The sequence below is a fragment of the Brevibacillus sp. HB1.3 genome, assembly GCF_013186635.1.
Taxonomy (GTDB): domain Bacteria; phylum Bacillota; class Bacilli; order Brevibacillales; family Brevibacillaceae; genus Brevibacillus; species Brevibacillus brevis_D.
On the sequence record NZ_JABMIT010000001.1, the window covers coordinates 843258 to 865871 of the forward strand.

At 47.3% G+C, this 22614-nt stretch carries 23 protein-coding genes; 20 read left to right on the forward strand and 3 right to left on the reverse strand.

Annotated features, from left to right (window positions below; genetic code table 11):
• Window positions 1–37: 37 nt before the first annotated feature.
• The 13 genes from HPY31_RS03945 to HPY31_RS04005 all read left to right on the forward strand — a co-directional run bounded on the left by HPY31_RS03945 (window position 38) and on the right by HPY31_RS04005 (window position 11008).
• The gene (locus HPY31_RS03945; RefSeq protein WP_172138584.1) at window positions 38–745 is read left to right on the forward strand and encodes a response regulator transcription factor; all 708 of its coding nucleotides are present in this window, start codon (window positions 38–40) and stop codon (window positions 743–745) included.
• Window positions 746–749: 4 nt separating this feature from the next.
• Complete coding sequence (locus HPY31_RS03950) at window positions 750–1985, forward strand: HAMP domain-containing sensor histidine kinase (protein WP_172138946.1); 1236 nt, start codon at window positions 750–752, stop codon at window positions 1983–1985.
• A gap of 87 nt (window positions 1986–2072) precedes the next feature.
• Window positions 2073–2492, forward strand: a complete 420-nt coding sequence (locus tag HPY31_RS03955; protein ID WP_253901663.1) for a ribosomal maturation YjgA family protein — start codon at window positions 2073–2075, stop codon at window positions 2490–2492.
• Between the two features lie 299 nt (window positions 2493–2791).
• On the forward strand, window positions 2792–3085 hold the full coding sequence (locus HPY31_RS28755) for a hypothetical protein (protein WP_253901664.1): 294 nt from the start codon (window positions 2792–2794) through the stop codon (window positions 3083–3085).
• Window positions 3086–3100: 15 nt separating this feature from the next.
• The gene (locus HPY31_RS03965; RefSeq protein WP_172138588.1) at window positions 3101–3877 is read left to right on the forward strand and encodes a CPBP family intramembrane glutamic endopeptidase; all 777 of its coding nucleotides are present in this window, start codon (window positions 3101–3103) and stop codon (window positions 3875–3877) included.
• Window positions 3874–4191, forward strand: coding sequence for a heavy metal-binding domain-containing protein (locus tag HPY31_RS03970; protein ID WP_056487584.1), 318 nt, complete (start codon window positions 3874–3876; stop codon window positions 4189–4191). The genes HPY31_RS03965 and HPY31_RS03970 overlap by 4 nt, the downstream gene beginning before the upstream one ends.
• Before the next feature lie 3 nt (window positions 4192–4194).
• Complete coding sequence (locus HPY31_RS03975) at window positions 4195–4419, forward strand: hypothetical protein (RefSeq protein WP_172138590.1); 225 nt, start codon at window positions 4195–4197, stop codon at window positions 4417–4419.
• Window positions 4420–4651: 232 nt separating this feature from the next.
• A complete protein-coding gene (locus tag HPY31_RS03980; protein ID WP_172138592.1) occupies window positions 4652–5326 on the forward strand; it encodes a response regulator transcription factor in 675 nt (224 codons plus the stop codon).
• Window positions 5323–7143, forward strand: a complete 1821-nt coding sequence (locus tag HPY31_RS03985; protein WP_172138594.1) for a sensor histidine kinase — start codon at window positions 5323–5325, stop codon at window positions 7141–7143. Before HPY31_RS03980 ends, HPY31_RS03985 begins: the two co-directional genes overlap by 4 nt.
• A gap of 113 nt (window positions 7144–7256) precedes the next feature.
• Entirely contained in the window at window positions 7257–7949 is a 693-nt protein-coding gene (locus tag HPY31_RS03990) for a GDSL-type esterase/lipase family protein (protein ID WP_172138596.1), read from the forward strand.
• Between the two features lie 21 nt (window positions 7950–7970).
• Window positions 7971–9377 carry an MBOAT family O-acyltransferase gene (locus HPY31_RS03995; RefSeq protein ID WP_172138598.1) on the forward strand — a complete coding sequence of 469 codons (1407 nt, stop codon included), beginning with the start codon at window positions 7971–7973 and terminating at the stop codon, window positions 9375–9377.
• A 15-nt stretch (window positions 9378–9392) separates the two neighbouring features.
• On the forward strand, window positions 9393–10529 hold the full coding sequence (locus HPY31_RS04000) for a DHHW family protein (protein WP_172138600.1): 1137 nt from the start codon (window positions 9393–9395) through the stop codon (window positions 10527–10529).
• Window positions 10530–10534: 5 nt separating this feature from the next.
• Window positions 10535–11008, forward strand: coding sequence for a DUF4358 domain-containing protein (locus tag HPY31_RS04005; protein WP_172138602.1), 474 nt, complete (start codon window positions 10535–10537; stop codon window positions 11006–11008).
• Window positions 11009–11114: 106 nt separating this feature from the next.
• Here the strand turns inward: HPY31_RS04005 and HPY31_RS04010 are convergent, their stop codons facing one another.
• Window positions 11115–12305 (reverse strand): winged helix-turn-helix domain-containing protein, encoded by a 1191-nt coding sequence (locus HPY31_RS04010; protein ID WP_172138604.1) that lies wholly within the window; start codon window positions 12303–12305, stop codon window positions 11115–11117.
• 817 nt (window positions 12306–13122) lie between these two features.
• Here HPY31_RS04010 and HPY31_RS04015 point away from each other — a divergent pair.
• Complete coding sequence (locus HPY31_RS04015) at window positions 13123–15078, forward strand: GTP-binding protein (protein WP_172138606.1); 1956 nt, start codon at window positions 13123–13125, stop codon at window positions 15076–15078.
• A gap of 79 nt (window positions 15079–15157) precedes the next feature.
• On the opposite strand, the gene HPY31_RS04020 is transcribed toward HPY31_RS04015, so the two are convergent.
• Both HPY31_RS04020 and HPY31_RS04025 read right to left on the reverse strand, forming a co-directional pair.
• The gene (locus tag HPY31_RS04020; RefSeq protein ID WP_172138608.1) at window positions 15158–15790 is read right to left on the reverse strand and encodes a Crp/Fnr family transcriptional regulator; all 633 of its coding nucleotides are present in this window, start codon (window positions 15788–15790) and stop codon (window positions 15158–15160) included.
• A gap of 32 nt (window positions 15791–15822) precedes the next feature.
• Entirely contained in the window at window positions 15823–16470 is a 648-nt protein-coding gene (locus tag HPY31_RS04025; RefSeq protein ID WP_172138948.1) for a Crp/Fnr family transcriptional regulator, read from the reverse strand.
• Window positions 16471–16800: 330 nt separating this feature from the next.
• Between HPY31_RS04025 and HPY31_RS04030 the strand changes: the two genes are divergently transcribed.
• Genes HPY31_RS04030 through HPY31_RS04055 form a run of 6 tightly spaced genes read left to right on the forward strand, consistent with a single transcriptional unit; the run spans window position 16801 to window position 22601 of the window.
• Window positions 16801–18288 (forward strand): 4-hydroxyphenylacetate 3-hydroxylase family protein, encoded by a 1488-nt coding sequence (locus tag HPY31_RS04030; RefSeq protein ID WP_172138610.1) that lies wholly within the window; start codon window positions 16801–16803, stop codon window positions 18286–18288.
• Between the two features lie 28 nt (window positions 18289–18316).
• Window positions 18317–18853 (forward strand): 3-hydroxyanthranilate 3,4-dioxygenase, encoded by a 537-nt coding sequence (locus HPY31_RS04035; RefSeq protein ID WP_172138612.1) that lies wholly within the window; start codon window positions 18317–18319, stop codon window positions 18851–18853.
• Window positions 18844–19848, forward strand: coding sequence for an amidohydrolase family protein (locus HPY31_RS04040; protein WP_172138950.1), 1005 nt, complete (start codon window positions 18844–18846; stop codon window positions 19846–19848). Before HPY31_RS04035 ends, HPY31_RS04040 begins: the two co-directional genes overlap by 10 nt.
• Window positions 19845–20306 (forward strand): RidA family protein, encoded by a 462-nt coding sequence (locus HPY31_RS04045; RefSeq protein WP_172138614.1) that lies wholly within the window; start codon window positions 19845–19847, stop codon window positions 20304–20306. The genes HPY31_RS04040 and HPY31_RS04045 overlap by 4 nt, the downstream gene beginning before the upstream one ends.
• Before the next feature lie 10 nt (window positions 20307–20316).
• Window positions 20317–21783, forward strand: coding sequence for an aldehyde dehydrogenase (locus tag HPY31_RS04050; protein ID WP_172138616.1), 1467 nt, complete (start codon window positions 20317–20319; stop codon window positions 21781–21783).
• 32 nt (window positions 21784–21815) lie between these two features.
• A complete protein-coding gene (locus tag HPY31_RS04055; RefSeq protein WP_172138625.1) occupies window positions 21816–22601 on the forward strand; it encodes a 2-keto-4-pentenoate hydratase in 786 nt (261 codons plus the stop codon).
• Window positions 22602–22614: the final 13 nt, after the last annotated feature.

Consider the following 22614-nt stretch of genomic DNA (forward strand, 5'->3'; position numbering starts at 1 on the left):
TTGGTCAATGCCTGAACACTGGAATGAACATGAGGAGATGACAACCTTGCATAAAATATTGCTTGTGGAAGATGATGAGGCGCTTGGTCTAGCCATCGAATTCTCATTGAGAAATGAAGGCTATGAAGTGGTCAGAGCCTCTAGTGTAAAAGAAGCGAAACAGCAGTTTGATCAACAACCTTTTGATTTGGCGATCCTGGATGTCGGTCTTCCAGATGGAAACGGCTATGATTTATGTCTGCATTTCAAAAACCAAAACGATTCATCGGTTATTATCTTCTTAACGGCCTTGGATGAAGAAGCAAATGTAGTAATGGGCCTGGATATTGGCGGGGACGATTATATTACAAAACCATTCCGAGTCAAGGAATTCATGTCCAGAGTGAAAGTACAATTGCGCAAACGTGGGAGAGTAGAAACTTCTTCTATCACCTTAGTATCTGAAAATATAAAAATGGATACGAACCTCGTCAAGGCTTATAAAAATCAGGAAAGCATTCCATTAACCAATCTTGAATACAAGCTTCTGTTAACTTTCATGATGAACGCCCATAAAGCACTAAAAAGAGATGATCTCCTGATGAAAGTATCGGAAGGAGAAGATGCTTTTTTTGATGAAAACACGTTATCTGTATACATTAAACGTCTAAGAGCTAAAGTGGAAGATAACCCCAAAAATCCGCAATTCATCGTTACGCAAAGAGGATTAGGTTATCGGTGGAATAAGGATGTGAGTAGAGAGTAAGATGATGAAGAATACCGAATTGAAAGGGTATATAACGATACTGGCCGGTCTGTTATCACTATTTACCATTTACCAGTTTATTGCCCATCAACTGTTTTATGATGCTTTGAAAAGCGACTCGATTGCAACCTGGGGTGAAATTACGGCTAGATTGGTTGAACAAAATCCCAAGAATGAAGCGGAAATTATGAAAGTCTTAACAAGTCATGCATCTAATTCAAGTGTGTACCAGGAAAAAGGAAGAGAGCTCTTTAGACAGTATGGATTATATGAAGATTTGGAATCAGAGCTTTTTCCCCTTTTAAATGAACAGATTTCCAGTCATAATCAATGGATGTATTGGGGATTGATTGGTTTCGGTTTGATGTTGCTTGGGGCATGCTATATGCAATACAAGATGGTCTTCCATAAAATTAGACAACTTACTTCTTCAGCAAAAAAAATAATCGATGGGGACTACTCGGTAGTCATCAATGAAAATAAAGAAGGGGATCTCGCTAAACTAGCGGCATCCTTTCGTTCCATGAAAAATATTATTCGAAAAAGCATGCAGGATCTTCTGGAAGAGAAAGAGTTTTTAGCACAAATGCTGCAAGATATCTCCCATCAATTAAAAACGCCTCTTTCAACGATATCCATCTACAATGAAATGTTGTTGAATGCAGAACTGTCTCGTCAGCAGCAAGTTCAACTCCTGCAAAATAATGAAGTTCAAATCTCCAGAATGAATGTCTTAATTCAAAATTTATTAAAAGTAGCGAAAATTGACGCCAACGCTATTTCATTTGATAGAGAGCCAGCCAATTTGGTGGAGACGATCGATGAAGTTTTAGATCGCTTGACAAGCATGATCAGTGATAAGCATATAGCGATTGACTGGGATGCGCCGAAGGAAATCGTCGTCGCCCACGATAAACTATGGATGCAGGAAGCATTGTTGAACCTGCTGAAGAATGCGATCGAGCATTCCAAACCCAGCAGTACAATCATGATTCAAGTAAAAGATACGCCGATCTATACAGAGTTGGTGATTCAAGACTTTGGAGAAGGAATCGCACCTGAAGAATTATCGCATATTTTTAATCGATTCTACAAAGCAGCAGGTTCTAGAAAGCAGGATTCGACTGGAATTGGATTGGCGCTAGTCAAAGCCATTATCGAAGCACATCATGCTTTGATTAAAGTTGAGAGTGAAAAAGACAGCTTTACAAGATTTACGATTACTTTCATGAAATTTTAATTACCCTTATCAAAAAATCGGTAAATAAAAGAGGAAGATGGATGGTGTATGCACAAAGCCGAATGGAAGGACTACTGTACGATACCTATGAGCACTTGTAACAAGCGCTCCGCGTGTCGATGGAGAGACAGGGTCACCTATATCGTGGCCGTTTTTGTAGTTATGGTTTTGGGCTTAGGGTCCAGAGCGTTCGCCGATGTGTTGCCTGTCTTTGCAGTGGAGCATTTTGGCGATGCATTATGGGCTTGCATGATCTACTTCGGCTTTCGCACTTGTTATGCGCATAAAAAGATTTCTTTCTCACTATGGTGCAGCCTTGTTTTCTGCTTTGCGATCGAGGCCAGCCAATTGTATCAGGCTGACTGGATCAATTCCCTTCGGAAGACAACTCTTGGGGCATTAGTATTAGGAAAGGGCTTTTTGACGGCGGACCTTGTGCGTTACACTGCGGGAGCTGCCGTAGCTGCCCTGTTCGACCTAGCTTGGCTTTGGCGTAAGCGCTTGTGATGTTTGAGTTGGAATAAACTGTATAAAGGCTATTGGATAAATTTTGTATTTATGGTAGAAAGAATTTAAAAGGCATTTCTCGATTCCATATTTAGATAAATTTCTAAAAATGGTATTCGTCAAGCCCAACAGTCGAGCTAAATACTATCTCGCCAAAGCCATTACCTACTACACGTTAACAATGGCAAGCATGCTAATCGGGATGGGGATAACTGCCTACTATACGGAGATCCTTTTCGGAAAACTAGATAGGACCCATGTATGGATCGGTACATTGATGTACATACCGAATCTATTCCTTGTCGTCACAACAACGCTGTGCGACTCCAGCTTTTTTAGCAAATGCTGTTGGTACCGGTGGAGTCTCGCTGGTATTCAATATCCTGATCTTCACTGTTCCACAATTTCTCGGTAAATTTTTGGATATGGTGTCACCTGGTGGATTGTCAAATGCGGCGATGATGGTGATTCAAGAAAACTCAACACTGACCGAAGCTTTCATCACAGGGTTACCGGGCCTCGCAGGTGTCTTTACACGCAACATCGTGTTTTTCTTTATGGGCTGGTACTTTTTAGATCGATCAGAAATCTAAAGAGGAGGGGTAGAAATGGAACATTTTTGGCTGATCTGGTTGGTTAGTGTACTGTGCGCTCTATGCACGATACCTATTCAATCCAACGTGATTCGCCAACAAGTACAGCTGCAAGCCGCCATCTATTCTACTAAGAAAGTCCCGCCTGTTACTGTCATGGTTGCGATTATGATCATTCAGAGTTGTGTCTTTTTGGCTCTGGCGACTGCGATAGGTCTATGGCTCATGCCTTCCACTGGTCTTCGACTCTGGATGCTCGATCACTGGGTGTCCAGAACGGAGCTGCCTTTTTCCACCTGGTCGTTTTGGACTGTATCGATTGGTTCAGGTATCGCGGTAGGCCTCTTGGTAAAATGGTTGGATCGTTCTTTCTTTCAACAACACATGACCACAATAATGGGCAAAGAACCGATTTCATCACGGTTCTTCGGCTTTCTCTCGTCTTTTTACGGAGGGGTTTGCGAAGAAGTGCTCATGCGTCTAGGAGTTATGACTGTTGTCGTCTTTTTGGCACAGAAGATGGGATGGCTGGGAAGCTCCTATTGGCTGGGCATCTGTGTGGCCGCCATTGTTTTCGCGGTATCCCATCTTCCAACCAATTACATGACGTACGGAAAAGGTAGGGTGGTCACTGTATGGACGATGTTGCTAAACGGTATCTTGGGCATCTTGTTTGGCTTCCTATATTGGCGATACGGTTTAGAAGCTGCGATCATTAGTCATTTTAGTGCTGACATCGTGCTACATGTGATCTTGAAAAATAAAACGATAGAAAGTAGGAGAAGCAAATGATCGTTGTAACAACAGAAAACATTCCAGGATATCGTGTCGTTGAAGTGAAAGGAACGACATTCGGCTTAATCGTTCGAGCACGCGGAATTGGCGGGGACATCATGGCTGGTCTTCGTTCAGTCATTGGCGGAGAAATCAAGGAGTACACGGTGCTCCTGGAGGACGCGCGCAAGCAAGCACTTGACCGCATGATAAAAAACGCAACGGCCATGGGAGCTAACGCTGTGGTCATGTGTCGTTACGACTCTGGAAATATGGGAAATATGGGGGAAGTTGTCGCATACGGTACAGCAGTTGTCGTTGAAAAGGTGTAAGGAATGATTTATATCATTTCCTACATCGTTTTTCAGATCTTGCTTCTCATCATTTTGCTAATCATCTCGAAAATCAAGGACAAGCGACTGCACCAAGACCACGGCGAAATCGTCCCACCCGGATTTGAGCCGACGAATGAAGTGATGATCGATCCGGTCACGCAGGAAAAACGTCGTGTATACTTCAATCCGAAGACCGGGGATCGCTATTACAAAATTGAAAAATAAGCGATGAGAAGAACTGTCCAGCTCATGGGGCAGGAAAGAATGTTGTTAGTAGAATAATAGTAGAGACGAGCCAAATCTTGTTAGTCGACAAGATTTGGCTTTTGTTGTGCGCCCGTAATGGAAGGTATCTCCCATGTCGATTTGAAGCTGAGCCATATTGTGACGACCGCAAAGTCATGATAACATTCTAAAAAATATCTTTTGGAGAAATAGAGGGCGAGAGGTCATTAGCATGGCGAAAACGATACTGATAGTGGAAGACCAGCAGGTTTTGCGAGAAATTATGAAGGAATACTTGATGGACGAGGGATACGAAGTACTGGAAGCGGGGGACGGGAGTCAGGCTCTGACGTTATTTCAAGAGCATGAAGTACATTTGATCATTCTGGACGTTATGCTGCCGGAATTGGACGGGTGGTCGGTATGCAGACGCATTCGCAAAGTTTCCAACGTCCCCATTCTGATGTTAACAGCTCGTTCGGATGAGGATGACACGTTGCTTGGGTTCGAGCTCGGGGCGGACGATTATGTGGTGAAACCATGCAGTCCTCCCATCCTGCTGGCACGCTCCAAACGGTTGCTGGAAAACCGACAAATGCACGAACCGGGGGATATGCTGTCCGGCGGGGGGATTACGATTCATTTGCCGTCCCGAACCGTTTCGATTGAGGGAAAGAATTATAGCCTGACGCACACGGAATATGAAATTTTGGCCTACTTGATGAAAAACAAAGGCATCATCCTCTCTAGAGAACAGCTCATTATAAAAATCTGGGGTTACGACTTTGTCGGCGAGGATCGTACGCTCAGCAGCCATGTTCGGAATTTGCGTTCCAAGCTGGGAGAGCATGCGAAGCATATCGTCACGGTTGTTCGTTCCGGTTATAAATTCGAGGAGCGACTATGAGAACAAGCATTGTACGCAAGCTGTTTCTGCTAACGACGGGATTGTGCTTGTCTGTGATCGCGAGCATTTTTATCGGACAAACCGTATTTTTCGAGCAGTATTATGTGCATCAAAAGGTAGAGAAGGTGAAGGAAGCCCTTCAATCCTATCGGCAAAACGAGTTGACTCATGACGGGGCTTCCCAGGATGAAGTCAGGGAGGAACAGGAGTTTTATCAAAAGACGAATGCCTGGTTCGCTCGATTGGATGAAAGAGGCCAGTTGAAATACACGGACGATTTCCAGATGGAGGTCCGTCTGGAGGACTCAGACATCATCCCTGCTCTTTCTGGCAAGTCGCTTGTCGTTCCGTTGTACACGGTCATGGATGTGGAGGATATAAGCTCCGATAACCCCTTCCTAGATACTTATGTGAAAGCGGGTCAACAGATTGCCATGGAAGGGATCATGTTCGATAATCAATGGTTTGCGCAACGGATCGGGAGGAGTGTCTCCAATCTCAGAGAGGAAGATCAACTGGAGAATCAGCAACTCGTCAAAAAAGAGTATGAGGTCGTCCCGAGATTCAAGAGTGGCACCGAATACCATGAGCGGTATCCCAGCGTTTTGTTTCGCGGAACCATCACACAGGTCCGAAAACCGCAAGGCGCGGATGTATCCCGCTATATGAACCGCTTGTTTCTTGAACGGGTGAAAGCTTTTCAAGCGGATCTTCTTTACGGAGATGTTGTGGAGCAAACAAGCACCATAACGGACTACCAAGAGAACAATATCGATTACAAAATATTCGTTGAGCGCGTGACCGATCAAACAGGGAAACCCGCCTATCTGTTTGCCATGACATCGCTGCAGCCCGTAAACGAAGCGACGGAGATCATGCGAATTTATTACAGCTACATCATTGCGGGTACCTTGCTGCTCGTTCTGCTCGCCTCCTTCTATTACTCCCGCAGAATAGCAGCTCCTTTGCTTCGCATGGACGACATGACGCAAAAAATGGCCACGCTGGACTTCTCTGAAAAAATTCCGATCAAGACAGAGGATGAGATCGGGAGCCTGTCACGGAATATTAATCGGCTTTCGGATATGCTGCATGCTCATATTGTCCGGTTGGAGCAGGATATTGAGAAAGAAAAGCGGCTGGAGCAAACGCGTAAAGAATTTATAGCGGGCGTGTCGCATGAGCTAAAAACTCCGCTCAGCATCATGGAAAGCTGCCTATACATTTTGAAGGATAAGGCGGACAGCCCGAAGCGGGACTACTATTTTGCTGCGATGGAAGATGAAGTGCAGAAGATGAACCTGCTGGTTACCGATATGCTAGAATTGGCAAAATATGAATCCGGTACGTATAGAATGCAGATGGATTCGTTCCGGATTGATGTGCTACTGGAGAAAATCTGCGTAAAGTTGGCATCGGATCTCGCCGGCAAGCAGTTGCAGTTGCACCACCGTTTAGCCCCAGTTGAAGTCATCGCCAATCAGCATCGAATCGAGCAGGTGATCGTGAATTTCCTGACAAACGCCATACGCTACACGCCGGACCAAGAGGATATTGTCATCTCGACGGTTGAAGGGGAGGATACACTCAAGATTTGCATCGAAAACAAAGGCGTCCAGATTCCTGCCGAACAGCTGGAGAAGATATGGGATCGCTTCTACCGCGTTGAGCATTCCCGCAACCGTTCGACGGGAGGAACTGGTTTGGGCCTGGCGATCTCCAAGCAGATACTAGAACTGCATGGGGCGGACTATGGGGCAATGAATACGGACGAAGGCGTCTTGTTCTATTTTGAATTGAAGAAAACGAAAGTGTAGAACCTCAGTTCTGCACTTTTTTTATTGCATTTCTACCCAATCTGCAACTGATCTGCATCTGATCTTGATATCCGACGATTACTCTTTACCTTGTTCAAGAAGAAAGGGGAAAGATGAAAGTGCAAAAGAAACTGATGGGTATTACACTATTCGCCATGGTCGCCTTAACGGTTGCGGCATGTGGCACCAATAGACAAGCACAACCACCTGCTTCCGAGATTACCAGACAAGCTGGAAACATCTCCACTCCGGAGCAAACCTCATATGCATCCCTGTATCAAACAAGCGTTTTTCTCGGAGATTCGATTACGGAGGGATTGTCTTACCATGATGTGTTGAAAGAGGAGAACGTGCTGGCAGGTGCAGGGAAAACGGCTGAATTCGCGCTGGAAGATGTGGACGAATTAGTCAAGCGAAAGCCTGAGCATATTTTTATCCAACTGGGCTCGGACGACATTTTATGGCCGACCGATCATCCCAAGGAATATTCGTTATCGTACTACGCACAATTGATCGAGCGCATCAAAGAAAGGCTCCCTGAGGCGTCCATCACGATACTATCCGTTACACCGGTTACGGCCAAGGCAGAAAAAGCGGAGCCCCGCTATAAAAATATCGGCGACTACAATAAGGGATTGAAAGAGCTGGCAAGCAAGGTAAAAGTCGGATACATCGATGTGTCGTCCATTGTCGCCGATCATCCTGACATGTACGATGAGGACGGCATTCATTTCCAGGCCACGTTTTATCCGATCCTGCTCGATTACGTAAAAGATGAGCTGTCGCGTATGGAGAGCGCAAAATAACGGCGCGGGAGGAAACGAACGTTGGTATTCAGCAGTCTGATTTTTCTGTTTCAATTTTTGCCCGCCGTGCTGCTCGTTTATTATTTGTCGCCCAATAAGCTGAGAAATGCTGTTCTGTTCGCAGCGAGCCTCATCTTTTATGCATGGGGCGAACCGGTATATATCATCCTCATGATTTTCACAACGGTATTTGATTATATCAACGGGCTTGTGATCGACAAGTACAGACACCGCAAGCCGATCGCCAGAGCAGTGTTGTTCATTTCCATCGGCGGTAGTTTGGCGATTCTTGGTTTCTTCAAATATGCCGAGTTTGTCGTTTCGAATGTGAATGATCTATTCGGTCTGCATATACAGGTGGCTGATCTGCCACTACCCGTCGGTATTTCCTTTTATACATTCCAAACGATGTCCTATGTAGTGGATGTATACCTTGGTAAAGTGCAGGCTCAACGAAATTTCGTCGCTTTCGGCACTTACGTCACGATGTTTCCTCAACTGGTCGCAGGTCCGATCGTCAAATACGGAGATATTGCGGAGCAGCTGGTCTTTCGTAAAGTGACGCTGGAGAGATTCGGCGAAGGAGCGGAGTGGTTCATCCGGGGATTGGCCAAAAAAGTGCTGCTCGCCAACAATATCGGACTCTTATGGAGCAATGTGAAGTCGACGCCGATGGAGGAGTTGACGGTCCTTTCCGCGTGGCTCGGCATTTTAGCGTTTACGTTTCAAATTTATTTTGATTTCAGCGGGTATTCGGATATGGCGCGCGGGCTTGGCAAAATGTTCGGTTTCGAATTCCCGGAAAACTTCAGGCATCCGTATATTTCACGAAGCGTCACAGAATTTTGGCGCAGATGGCATATTTCCCTCGGTTCCTGGTTCCGGGAGTATGTCTATATTCCGCTCGGTGGCAACCGGTTTGGTTTGGGCAAGCAGTTCCGTAACCTCTTGATCGTATGGTTCTTAACTGGACTGTGGCATGGGGCGAGCTGGAACTTTATCGTATGGGGCTTGTATTTTGGTTGTTTCGTTGTGTTTGAGAAGCTATTTTTATTGAGATGGCTGAAGCATTGGCCGAACTGGGCAGGTCATCTTTACACGCTGCTGATTGTCGTTGTCGGGTGGGTCTTATTCGAATTCGAACATTTACCTTCCGCGTGGATGTTCATCCGTACGATGTTTGGTTTCGGAGCGCACGAATGGGTGGATCGCCAGGCGCTCTACGAACTGACGACGTATGGGGGATTGCTCGTTCTGTTGGCCTTGTGCGCGACACCGCTACCAGGGAAAATATGGGGGCAAATGAAAACACGATGGAATTCGGTAGGCATGATCGCTGCTCTAGCATTTTCTATCATTAGCTTGGTTTTGTCGTCCGCTTATTTGGTCTTTGAGGATTACAATCCATTCTTATATTTTCGGTTTTGAGAGGAGGGAGCGATCTTGACCAGCTATGACAAACGAACACGAGTCGTGACGGGCTTGTTGTTCTTGCTGTTTATCCTCGTGGTGGCCGTTTTGAACATACTGACCCCTGATCAGGCGTTCTCGGAGTCTGAAAACAGGGTGCTAGAAAAGAAGCCGCCATTTTCACTACGATCACTGCTGGCGGGGAAGTTCACTTCTGATTACGAAGCTTATATCACCGATCAATTTGCTTTCCGGGACGTTTGGATCGGGCTAAAAACGGATGCGGATCGTGTTCTGGGCAAAAAGGACAGCAACGGCGTTTATCTGGGCAAGGATGGATACCTGATTCAACATTTCTCATCACCGCTCGATGCCGAGGTGAATGACAGGGTTCAGGCCATTCAGTCGATTCACCAGACAACACCTGACCTTCGCAAGTACATCATGCTGGTACCAACTGCCGCGTTGCTTCAGGATAAACTACCTGCCTACGCGCCAATGGGCGACGAGCATGCTGCGCTCAATCGAGTTCGGCAATCGCTTCCATCTGATATTCGCTTCGTTGATGTCTATCCCGCGCTGTATGCCGGACGCGAAGATGCCCTTTTTTATAAAACAGATCATCATTGGACAAGCAAGGGCGCTTATTATGCATACCGGGTGTTGTGCAAGCAGATGGGGATTGTTCCAAAAGACGAAGCTGCTTTCAACATTCGGCAGGTGACGGATGCATTCTACGGATCACTCTATTCGAAAAGCGGCTTTCGTCATCTGCAGCCCGATCGTATCGATCTCTATCTGCCGAAGGAGGAACGCAAAAAGAAGGTGGAGTACGTGGACGAAGGACGTTCTGCGGATTCCTTGTACCAGATGGACAATCTCTCCAAAAAGGATAAGTATGCAGTATTCCTGAACGGCAACCATGCACTGGTCCGAATCACAACGGACCATCCGGACGGGAAGAAGCTGCTAGTAGTGAAAGATTCGTACGCCAATAGCTTGATTCCCTTTTTGACCGAACACTTCGCGGAGATTGATGTCGTAGACCTTCGATATTATGAGGAATCCGTAGCAAAGCTCATCCAAGATCGGCAGTTTCACGACATGTTATTCCTTTACAATGTCAAAACGTTTTTTGAAGACACCTCTATTCTGAACATCACGGAGTGAATGTAATGAAGCGATTATTGTTTGTACTACTTATGTTTTCAATCGGAATGGGAATGTTGACCGGATGCTCCAGTGACGGCGGGAATTCCGAAGAACTTTCGACCGCCGAAATGGGAGAAAGAATTCAACAAACGGTAAGCTTACAGAACATGAAGCAAGGGGATCTCACGAAACTGCAAAAGTTGTATCAGATCGAGGCAGACAAAGTGGAGGATTTCATTCTGTACACGGCTTCATCCAATGTAAAAGCAGATGAACTGGCAGTTATCAAAGTCAAAGATGCGAGCGATACCGAACATGTCATAGAGAAAATACAACAACGGATCGAGGCCCAAACAATCAAATTGAAAGACTATCGCCCAGAGGAGTATTTTCTTATCGAAAAGCATGTTTTGAAAACGAGTGGGCCGTTTATTTTATTCGCGGTGTCGAAAGACGTGGATCAAATAGAATCTGTGTTTGACGAAGCGATGAAGTAAATGTCTGGTGAAAATAGTGTTTTAGACTGATCTATAAAAAGAAAAAGCGGTAGTTTAAGACCTTGGAAATAAAGTCTTAGTCTACCGCTGGTGTTTTGCTTGTTATTCAAATTAACGTTGTCGAAATCGTCTCGCATCCGTTGAATAATGCAAAATTTTGAAAACAATTGTTCAAAGCTGTTCGCAATTGCTTTGTTGGCTTTATGTCGTTCTCGTACCAGATGTTTTTAACAACGAGCGTCCCGGCTTTTCGTTCCACGATTACCTCGGCTCGTCCGATGAAGCTCTCTCCATACAATAGGGGCAGCACATAATAGCCGAATTTCCGTTTGATTGCAGGCGTGTAAATCTCCCAAGTATAATCGAAGCCAAACAATTTGTTGATCAGCTTTCTGTCCCATATCAAATTGTCTAGCGGAGCAATCAGCTCGCAGCGTAATTTCGGCGCTGGATTTTGCTGGACGGCTTCAATAAGCGGCAAATCCTCCGTGCGACAGTATAGCGTATCCTTCATTTGTTCTACGGTAACAGCAACAATGCGATCTTCGTGTAACAGTTGGCGGAAAACTTCGTTGCGCTGCTCCGCTTTCATTCCCCATATATTCAGCCAGGCATCGGATGCGCGATTCCATAAAAGGCCAACAGCGCCGATTCGACGCAGTACCCGCCACTTGTGATACTCAAGCTCGTCCTCCAGCGGCTCCGGCGCATTCAGAAGGTTTGGCGGTATGTACTTCCCGGCAATATCGTAATATTTACGCGTTCCTTTTTTATGATGGATAATCAACTCGCCTGTCGAGTACATCTGTTCTAGCACCGATCGCGATGTATTGTTTCCACCGCTCCAGTGGATGGCCGATTGCCAAGTGAAATCTCCATCCAATTTCAGTTCATCTGAACTTAGCGTACCGTGATTTTGGATATGAGTCCGTACTTGCGCTGTCAAAACCTCCATTTCGGGATAGCGCTTGGCATGTTGTCGGGCGGCTTGCCTGTATCGCTCAAAATACGGCCAGTCCTCGACAGGGATAATAGCCAGATTCTTGTCGGGATAATCGATCAGGAATCTATCTTGATACAGCAACTCGTCGAGCATTTTCTTGGTAAATCCTTTGATTCGCGACTGCAGAACCAGTTCGGCGTTTTTTCCGCAAACATCGATGGGATCAAATTGAATACAGCCGACCTGCCGAGCAAAATCCATTACGCCTTGCTTTCCGGTAAATTGATATTCGCCCAACAGCCCGTGCTTCATTAACAGAAATTGTCGTGCTTGGCGGTTCGTCAATTGGATCATGTACACGTCGACTCCTTAACGAAACAAACGGGAGCAGCTTGCACATGCTGATGGATGGCGAAGTTGCTTATCACAATAAAGTTACGATTTGCTTCTTTCCATAATGGAAGTATTTCAACCACGCCTATTCCCCCTATCTGTAGGAATATACACAAAACACGAACTAATGTTCCTGTGATATTTTACCATTGTCTAAAGCATAAAAACAAGAGCTATTGAAAAATAACTGCCCATTAGTTAAATAACTTGCCGCCAGTCTAACACTTTATTTTTACAAAACAGTAAAAACACGATGACAAATCCGTTGGCATGGGATGCGAATGAGTGGGGAATTTGGACACAGTAAGCTGAACTTGCCCAAAAGGAGAGGGAGCCGGACGCATCGAAAACGGTAACCCTATTCGCTACCGTTTTCATACGGACCCACTTATCTTACACGGATAAACACCAAAACATTATCTCTTGATAACACACGTTGGAACCCGTTATTCAAAAGACAACGTGCAGCTGGACCCACACGTCTACCAATCATTAAAAATCGGTTGCATGGTGCGGCACTTCCAATGATGCTAACGTCGCGAATAATTCGCCTTCGTACGCCATGCACTACGGTACGTCTGAAAAGGATCACTACTACGTCAGTCATATTTATCACCTCGCTTCTCTCTGCATGGTATAGAGGATGCAAATGGGGGAAGCTTGGCAACTGATACGAGCCTGCAGGAAATGAAAATGTGCGAAACTATTCTTCTGCTCCATTCTTATGTTTTAATGAGAAAAGAAAAATGCAGTCGAGTAGCTATGGAAGAGGGATAACATGAAGCGTCTAACGATCGGCTTGTTTGCCCATGTGGATGCGGGCAAGACTACTTTCGCCGAACAGTTGCTATACCATACGAACAGCATCCGGTCGCGGGGCCGGGTGGATCATCAAGATGCCTTTTTGGACAGCCACGATATCGAAAGAAGAAGAGGCATTACCGTGTTCGCCGATCAGGCAGTTATGCACCATCAGGGCGACGTTTATTATTTAATCGACACACCAGGACACGTCGATTTTTCTTCTGAGATGGAGCGGGCGATCGGGGTAATGGATTACGCTATCGTGATTGTTAGTGCGGTAGAAGGTGTTCAGGGTCATACCGAGACAGTTTGGCAGTTGTTGCGCAAACATCGGATACCGACATTTTTCTTTATCAATAAAACAGATCGGATCGGCGCGGATGCCAGCAGGACGGAAGAGGAGATACGCAGTCAGTTGACAGGGGATGTCTGTTCCATCAAGGATAGCTTCGCCAACGGTATCGTCGCTGAGGGGCTGCGAGAGATGATGACGGAGCGGAACGACTCATTGCTAGAAGCGTTCATAGAGGAAAGAGAGGATCAAGCTTTTTGGCTGGGGGCCTTGCAGGAGATGATACGGGAAGGACGTCTTTTTCCCTGCGCTTACGGCTCGGCACTACAAGATGATGGCGTTTTAGAATTCCTGAATCAACTATCCTTGTTAACGACCGCGTCCTATGACGAGACAGCTTCATTCGGGGGGCGCATTTATAAAATTCGACACGCAGCAAACGGATTGAGACTAACGTTCGTCAAAGCGCTGAGTGGTAACCTGAAGGTACGGGAGCTGCTCAGCTATGAGAGCGGTGGACTTCGATACGAAGAGAAGATTACACAAATCTTATTGTTTACGGGTAGGAAATCACACTCGGTTGAACAAGTAACTGCTGGCGATTTGTTCGCGGTCGTCGGCTTGTCCGAGGCCAAAGCTGGTCAAGGGGTGGGGCTCTACTCAGACAATTTTGCTTATGAGACCGAGCCGACGCTACAGTCGAAAGTACAGTTTGATGGTTCGCTTCACGTGCAGCAAGTACTAGGTGCGTTTCGCATTCTGAATGCGGAGGACCCGTCTTTGAATGTGGTTTGGGAAGAGAGTTTGCAAGAGATTCACATTCGCGTCATGGGTCTGATCCAATTAGAAGTGCTGGAGCAGGTGGTGAAGGAACGCTTCGGTTTCGATGTCTCTTTCGGTCAACCGGAAATCTTGTATAAAGAAACGATAAAGTCTGCTGTAACAGGATATGGACATTTCGAGCCACTCAGGCATTACGCGGAAGTGCACCTCCTGCTTGAACCGGGAGAGCGAGGCAGCGGGATCCACTTCACTAGTGTATGTCATCCTGATGAACTGAGTTTTAACTATCAGAATCTGGTTCAGTCTCATCTCTACGAACGGGAGCATCATGGGCTATTGACAGGCATGCCAGTCACCGACATGAAAATTACGCTCCTAAGGGGTCGTGCGCATAACGAACATACGCATGGGGGTGACTTTCGTGAGGCCACCTTCCGCGCGCTGCGTCAGGGGCTGGAGAAAGCGGAGAATATGCTGTTAGAACCTTATTATGACTTCAAAATAAAGGTGGGAATGAACGAGATGGGGAGGGTACTTTCGGATGTTCAGCGCGCCTTCGGTTCGTTCGAACCACCGCAGATGTCGGACACGCATGCGGTCATTACAGGAAGGGTGCCCGTAGCAACCTTCATGAATTACAGCACCGAATTCGCTTCTTTTACGCATGGACGCGGTAGCATCCGCTGTGTATTTGGCGGATACGATCGCTGCCATAACGCAGAGGAAGTAATTGAAAGGAAAAGCTATGAAAAGGACGCAGATCCTGTTTATACATCCTCTTCGATCTTTTGCGCCAAGGGGGCAGGCTACTCAGTACCGTGGGACGAGGCAGAAGCAAAGATGCATCTGCTCTAAGTAGAACCGAGTAGGGCTGTACCAAGAGTTTCAAAGGTTATATGGAATGCAGATGGGGCGAGCCTGAGGAGGCTTCGCCCTATTTACATTGGTTGCGAGAATAAACCCGACGCAATCCCTCTATATTCACAACTCGGATGACACTACGTCCAGAAAGCTCAATCAAGCCTTGCTGGCGCCATTTCTGCAAAGTCTTGTTCACTGTCATGCGAGACGTATCAATATAGCGTGCAAAAGACATCTGATCAATAGGGATATGATTACTTCCGTGCACAGCTACCAGCTTGAGCAGATAATTCGCCATCGCAAGCTCAATTGGACTGTCAGTGAACGCGATGATTTCAGCCAGGAGACGGAGCTTATCGATTTGTGAATGGGTGAAGATCACGGCCGACTGTGGGTGGTCTTGACATATGCGCGATAAGTCGTCGTCAGAGAAAAAGTGAATGACGGAAGGAGAGGTCGTTATGGCTGATGTCAGGTATGAGCCGTTGTAAGCGCCGTGCTCCCCAAACAACCCACCTGTGGGAATGTAATCGATAGACCGCTCATGCCCGTTCTCAGATAAAAGAGTGATCTTTACGCTCCCTTTGTCTAGATAATAAAATCCAGTCCCCACATCGCCTTGATGGTAGATCGTTGTATGTTTTCCCATTTCGATCTTCTTGCCATACATAAGGTATGGGGTCCACTGATAGCGAAGACAGGCCATTGTGACCACCTTTCACATTGATTTGCTTTTGCTTACACTGTGCGAGCAGTGTGTGCCGTGAATTGTGGAAGCTTTAGCATATCTGGGCGTTTGACGACAAAGGATCGGTTTTTGATTTCAATGATGCCTTGTTCCTTCCATGCCTTCAGGATCTTGTAGACAGTGATACGGGTGAGGCCAGCACATTCAGCTAGCTCTTGTTGAGTGAGGGGAACCTCGTGGTTTTTAAAGTCTTCGCAAATGTTGAGGAGGAGACGAGCAATTTGCTCTTCTGAAGTCAGCGCTTTCATGTTAATGGAGGTTAGAAGAATCCGCATTTTTTGATTGATTGTTTGGGTGAGAAGAGACAAGAGTTCGGGGCGTGCCTTCAGCATTTCGAGGAATTGCAAACAGGAGAAATGGTAGACGACTGCATTCTTGACAGCGATAGCCGTGGTGAAATGAGGTTGTTGATCCAGCGTTTGGAGTCCCATGATTTGACCAGGGACGACGATGTTCACCAGACGATCTTTCCCCTTGAAGGTAGAGGTCACAATCTTCACTAGTCCCTTATGAAGATAATAAAAGCCTTCTCCGATCGTCTCTTGCTTATAGATCGCTGTTTTTCCTTTCACAAATTGGCGTGTGCCGTATTCTAAAAGGGTTTCCCATTTTAAATCCGTTTCAAAAGAGGATACCATCATCACCGCTCCTTTCCTCATCAATGATCTGGCTCTTCCCATCAACTAACATTAAATCTTAATTTTCTGAACATACCCCTCTTGATTATATGAAAATAAAAAGCTCCTTACCAATATTTCAACGTGAAAATAACGCGCATTCGAAAGAAAAACAGAAATGATGTTAATTCGTTTACACATCCTCCGTTGCCCATGAATCAGGTGAGCAGCATTTTACATTTTTCTGCCGCGATGTTAAGTGGGTTACATTTTTCAGAAAAGACAGACATTATAATCCGGTTTAAGAACAAAAACGTCTCAACCAACAAAAATCTACAGGGAGGAATTCTGGTGGGAATCCGTACAGGTGACCAATACATCCGGGGCTTGGGATCACGGCAACCGGAGATTTGGCTGCAAGGCAGATTGGTGACAAACGTATGTGAGGAAGCTGTTTTTCGACAGCCGATTCATGAAATAGCCAAATTGTATGACATGCAGCATGACGAGAAGTACCAGGACAAGATTACGCATATTTGTCAGGAGACCGGTGAGCGTGTGAACAACGCCTTTCTCGTTGCAAAGACCCCTGAGCAATTGCAGGCAAAACGAGCCTTGTACGAAGCCTATGCGGAAGCCACTTTTGGCTTGATGGGAAGAACGCCGGATTTTCTCAATGTCGTCTTGACGTCGCTATACAGCAATGCGTCTTTCTTGGAAAGGTACGATCCGCAGTGGGCGGAAAACGTGAAAAATTATTACAAGTATGTGCGCGACCAAGACCTGTTTTTAACGCATGCCATTATCAATCCGCAAAATGACCGCAGCAAGTCCTCGCACGAACAAAACGATGTGTACACCCATTTGGGAGCAGTAGAGGAGACGCCGGAAGGGTTGATTGTCAAAGGAGCGAAAATGCTCGCGACACTGGCGCCGATCACGGATGAAGTCATCATTTACTCGTTCCCTGGGTTCCAGCCAGGAGATGAGCGTTACGCCTTGGCATTTGCCATTCCGATTGACACGCCGGGCTTACGCATCATTTGTAGAGAGCCCATGCAGGATGGAATTCGTTCCGTTTATGACCATCCTTTGGCATCACGCTTCGAAGAAATGGATGCTCTTCTTGTCTTTCATGACGTACTCGTACCTTGGGATCGCTTATTCCTTTACAACAATGTAGAAGCGGCCAACCTGCTTTATCCAAAGACAGGGATTGGTCAGCAGCCGGCGCACCAAACAGGGGTGAGAGGACTGTTGAAGCTCCAATTTGCCACAGAAGTTGCCATGCGGTTGGCAGACTCCATCGGGGTAGACGTCTATCCGAATGTCCAAAACCTTCTCGGAGAACTGGCACAATCGTTGGAATCGGTTAGAGCGCTCCTGAGGACAGCCGAGCAGGACTACGAGACCTTGCCGTCTGGTGAGCTCATGCCGGGTTACGTACAGCTCGAAACCATTCGCGGACTGCTTCCGAAGCTGTACCCGCGAGCGATCGAAGTCATCCAGATTATTGGAGCAGGCGGATTTCTCATGTCCCCGACTGACTCTGACATGGAGCATCCCGAGTTGGCGGAGGATATGGAAAAGTTTTATGCGGGACGAAAGGGTATCTCAGGTACAGATCGGGTTCGCTTATTTAAGCTCGCTTGGGACCTGTGCGGGGAAGCCTTCGGACAGCGTTTGTTGCAATATGAACGGTACTATACGGGTGATCCGGTGCGGAAATTGGCGATTTTTTACAACAACTATAAGAAGTCTCATGCATGCACGATGGTGGATGATGCGCTCAGCGTTTTTACTACCAAAACAGCATCGCAGACGAAGCAGGTTCTTTAAACAAATAAAAACAGGGAGGGCATAGAGCATGCGTACATTGGCACCTATCCATTTGTGGAAGTTTATCGAGGATCACAACGATCAGCTCAAGCCACCAGTGAATAACAAAGTGATTTGGAAAGATGCAGAACTAATGGTCATGGTAGTGGGAGGACCGAATAAACGGCGGGATTTTCACATTGATCCATCCGAAGAAGTCTTTTACCAGCTCAAGGGCGATTGCTTCGTCGAGATCATCAATCAGGATGGAAAGCGTGAGATCATTACAGTAAAAGAAGGCGAAATGTTCCTTCTTCCTGCGAATGTCCCGCATTCCCCACACCGGATTGCGGATACGATCGGACTCGTGATTGAGCGCAACAGAAACGAGGGAGAACTAGAGGATTTTGCTTGGTTCTGTGAAAACTGCGACCACGAAATGCATCGCGTACGGATTCAACTGACCAACATAGAGGTGCAGGTAAAAGAAGCGATCGAAGGCTTCAACAGCAATCTGGAGCTGCGGACATGCCAAAACTGCGGGCACATCATGTCTCCGGAAGCGAGTGAGTGGAAATGCGAGTAGACTTCCATACCCACATTATTCCAGAGGATCTTCCCAACCTGGCTGAACGATTTCATGGAGAGCGCTGGCCAGTTCTGCACCGCACTTGCACATGCGGGGCAACTATCATGGTCGGGGGAAAAGTATTTCGTGAAGTGACGGATCAGGTGTGGGATCCCCAAAAACGGATTCATGACATGCAGCAGGAAGGCGTGGATAGGCAGGTGTTGTCACCCATTCCCGTCACGTTTTCCTACTGGGCCAAGCCAGCCGAAGCCGAAGTGATGGCGCGGATTCAAAACGATTTTATCGCAGAGACGGTCAACCAGCATCCGAAGCATTTCATCGGATTGGGTACTGTTCCCTTGCAAGACACCGAGGCAGCCATTCGGGAAATGGATCGCTGCATGCACGAGCTCGGCCTGAGAGGGATTGAAATCGGTACCAACGTAAATGGCAACAATCTGGACGACCCGGGACTGATTCCTTTTTTTGAAAGGTGTCAGACATGGGATGTGCCGCTCTTCGTACATCCATGGGAGACGCTGGGGAGAGAACGGATGCCGCGGCACAACCTGATGTACACCGTCGGGATGCCAAGCGAGACAGCGCTTGCCGCAGCAAGTCTTATCCTGGGAGGCGTGATCGAGAGGTTTCCGCGCCTGAAAATCTGCTTTGCCCATGGCGGCGGCTCTTTTCCTTTTATTCTACCCAGGCTGGACCAAGGCTGGAAGGTATGGCCGCATCTGCGTCTGACCGAACAACCGCCTAGTGTGTACGCAAAACAATTCTACTTTGATTCCTTGACGTACGACCCACTGAACATCCATTACATGATAAAGCGCTTTGGCGAAGATAAAATCATGATGGGCTCGGATTATCCCTTCCTGCTTCGTGAAACACCTCCCGGGGAAGTCATCGATCATACATGGGAGCTGACGGATGGACAGAAACGGGCGTTGCTGGGTGAAAACGCGCTTCGCTTCCTGAACATAAAGGAGATGAACGGACTGTGAAGCATCAGACTGAAACGCCGGAGCAACGTCTACAGGCTATGGGCCTTGCTCTGCCCGAACCGAGACAGCCGGCCGGTAATTATGTCGGTTGTGTCCAAGTGGGCAATCTCCTCTTTCTGGCAGGCCAAGGGACAAACGAATATCGAGGGAAGCTGGGACAGGATGTCACGATAGAGGAAGGCTACTTGGCTGCCAGGCAGTGCATGCTCAATCTGCTGGCTGTTGCCAAGCATGAGCTGGGAGAGCTGGGGAGAGTCAAACGAGTGGTCAAAATACTCGGATTCGTTAACAGCGATCCAGCTTTCATCGATCAGCCTACAGTCATGAATGGGGCATCCGATTTGTTGGTGGAGCTATTCGGCGACAAAGGTAGGCATGGGCGGTCCGCTGTAGGGATGGCCCAGCTCCCGCTAAATAACGCCGTAGAAGTAGAGATGATCTTGGAAATCGAGAATTAGGAGGATTCCCATGAGTCAGACCGTCAAGGAAAATTATGTACGAAAAGACGCCAAGCTATTCATAGACGGCGATTACGTGGACGCTGTTTCCGGTGAAACCTTCGATACAATCAACCCAGCGACAAATCTCAAGCTGGCTTCTGTGGCCAATGCAAGTGAGCAGGATGTAAAAAGAGCGATCGACGTGGCGCAGCGTACGTTTGAGTCAGGCGTTTGGAGTGAGATGCCTGTAGATGAGCGTGCCAAGATTCTCTGCAAAATGGCTGACCTGGTGATGGAGCGTGTAGACGAACTCGCTTTGGTGGAAACGCTCGATGTCGGCAAACCGATCAAAGAAAGCCGGGGCTTCGATATCCCGAGAGCGGCGGCAAATTTGCGATTTTTTGCCGAAATGGCCAAATACATGGTCCATGAGCATTATGAAATGCGCCATTTTATGTCCTACGCTAAATATGCTCCGGCAGGTGTGACAAGTCTGATCATTCCATGGAATTTGCCATTCATGCAGATGACCTGGAAAGCATCGGCGGCTTTAGCGGCAGGAAATACCGTCATTGTAAAGCCAGCCTCTTACACACCACTCTCGGCGGTGATGCTCGGAGAAATTGCCAATGAAGCAGGTCTGCCACCTGGCGTGCTCAACATCCTCACTGGTCCGGGGGGGACTGTCGGGACGGCGATGACGACGCATCCCCATGTGCGCCGGATCTCTTTTGTGGGAGAATCTAGCACCGGTAAGACCGTTATGAAGAATGCCGCTTCGCATCTGATTCCGGTATCGCTCGAATTGGGAGGCAAATCAGCCAATATCGTGTTTGAGGATGCCGATCTTGATGAAGCGGTAAAAGGGTCGGTCGAGGCGATATTCCGCAACCAGGGCGAGATTTGTCTGGCAGGATCGCGTTTGTTGGTGCAACAAAGTATATATGATGAGTTTCTGGACAGATTTGTGGCGGCTGTTCAAAGGATCAAGGTGGGAAATCCTTTGGAACCGGACACAGATATGGGAGCGCTGGTGTCCCGCAGTCACTTAGAGACGGTGGAGCACTACATCCAGATCGGGCTGGAAGAAGGAGCCAAGCTTGGTTACGGCGGAAAACGGCTCAGCGTGCTGGGTGACGGCAATTTCATTGAGCCAACCGTTCTTTATGATGTAGACAACAAGATGAGGGTGGCGCAGGAAGAGATTTTCGGTCCTGTCATCGTAATCATTCCGTTTCGTACAGAAGAAGACGCTATTCGAATCGCCAATGATTCGGCTTACGGCCTGGCAGGTGTGGTTTGGACGAACGACCTGCGGCGCGCACATCGCGTAGCTGATCGTGTACAGTCAGGTCTTTTATGGATCAATTGCTGGTATGTGCGTGATTTGCGTACTCCGTTTGGCGGTGCCAAGGACAGCGGGATTGGCCGTGAAGGTGGGCGTCACAGCTTCGAATTCTATTCTGAGGTCAAGACCGTCACCCTAAAATTATAGCGAGAAGGACAGCAAATCAGGGAGGGAGCCGTGTGGACATAGAAAAAATCACGCGATTCGCCGATCATTTAGCGGCGGCGAGTCGTGAATGCGTGGGAGTCGCGCCACTCACTTTACTGGATCCGACAATCACCGAAATAGAGGCATATCACGTTCAATTGAAGACGATTGAGCGAAAAGTGAAAGAAGGCGCGAGGATTACAGGGAAGAAAGTCGGCCTGACCTCTCGTGCCATGCAGACATTGCTTGGCGTGGAACAGCCAGACTATGGACATCTATTGGACGACATGGTCGTGGAAAACAACGGTGAACTGCCTTTCGAGCATGTCCTTTCTCCGAAGGTAGAAGCAGAAATCGCCTTCCTGCTGAAGCGCGATCTGGAAGGACCACATGTAACCATCTATGACGTCTTGATGGCAACAGAATATGTAGTCCCCGCCTTGGAAATCGTGGACAGCCGTATAGCCAACTGGCAAATCAAACTCGAAGACACCATTGCAGACAATGCATCCTCGGGCTTCTACGTGCTGGGCGGACATCCCGTGAAACCGCAAGATCTGGATCTTCCTCTAGTAGGAATGGCGTTTTATAAAAATCAGGAGCTAGTCAATACCGGGGTGGGGGCCGCCGCATTGGGCAATCCCGCATCCTGCGTGGCGTGGTTAGCGAACAAGCTGCACGAATTAGGGATAACACTTAAAGCAGGAGAAATCATTTTGTCCGGTGCGTTATCGGCAGCGGTTGCAGCTAAGCCTGGCGATGTATTTCATACACGGATTGCTGGACTTGGTTCCGTAGGAGTCAGGTTTGGCAAGTAAAAAATAGGAAAGG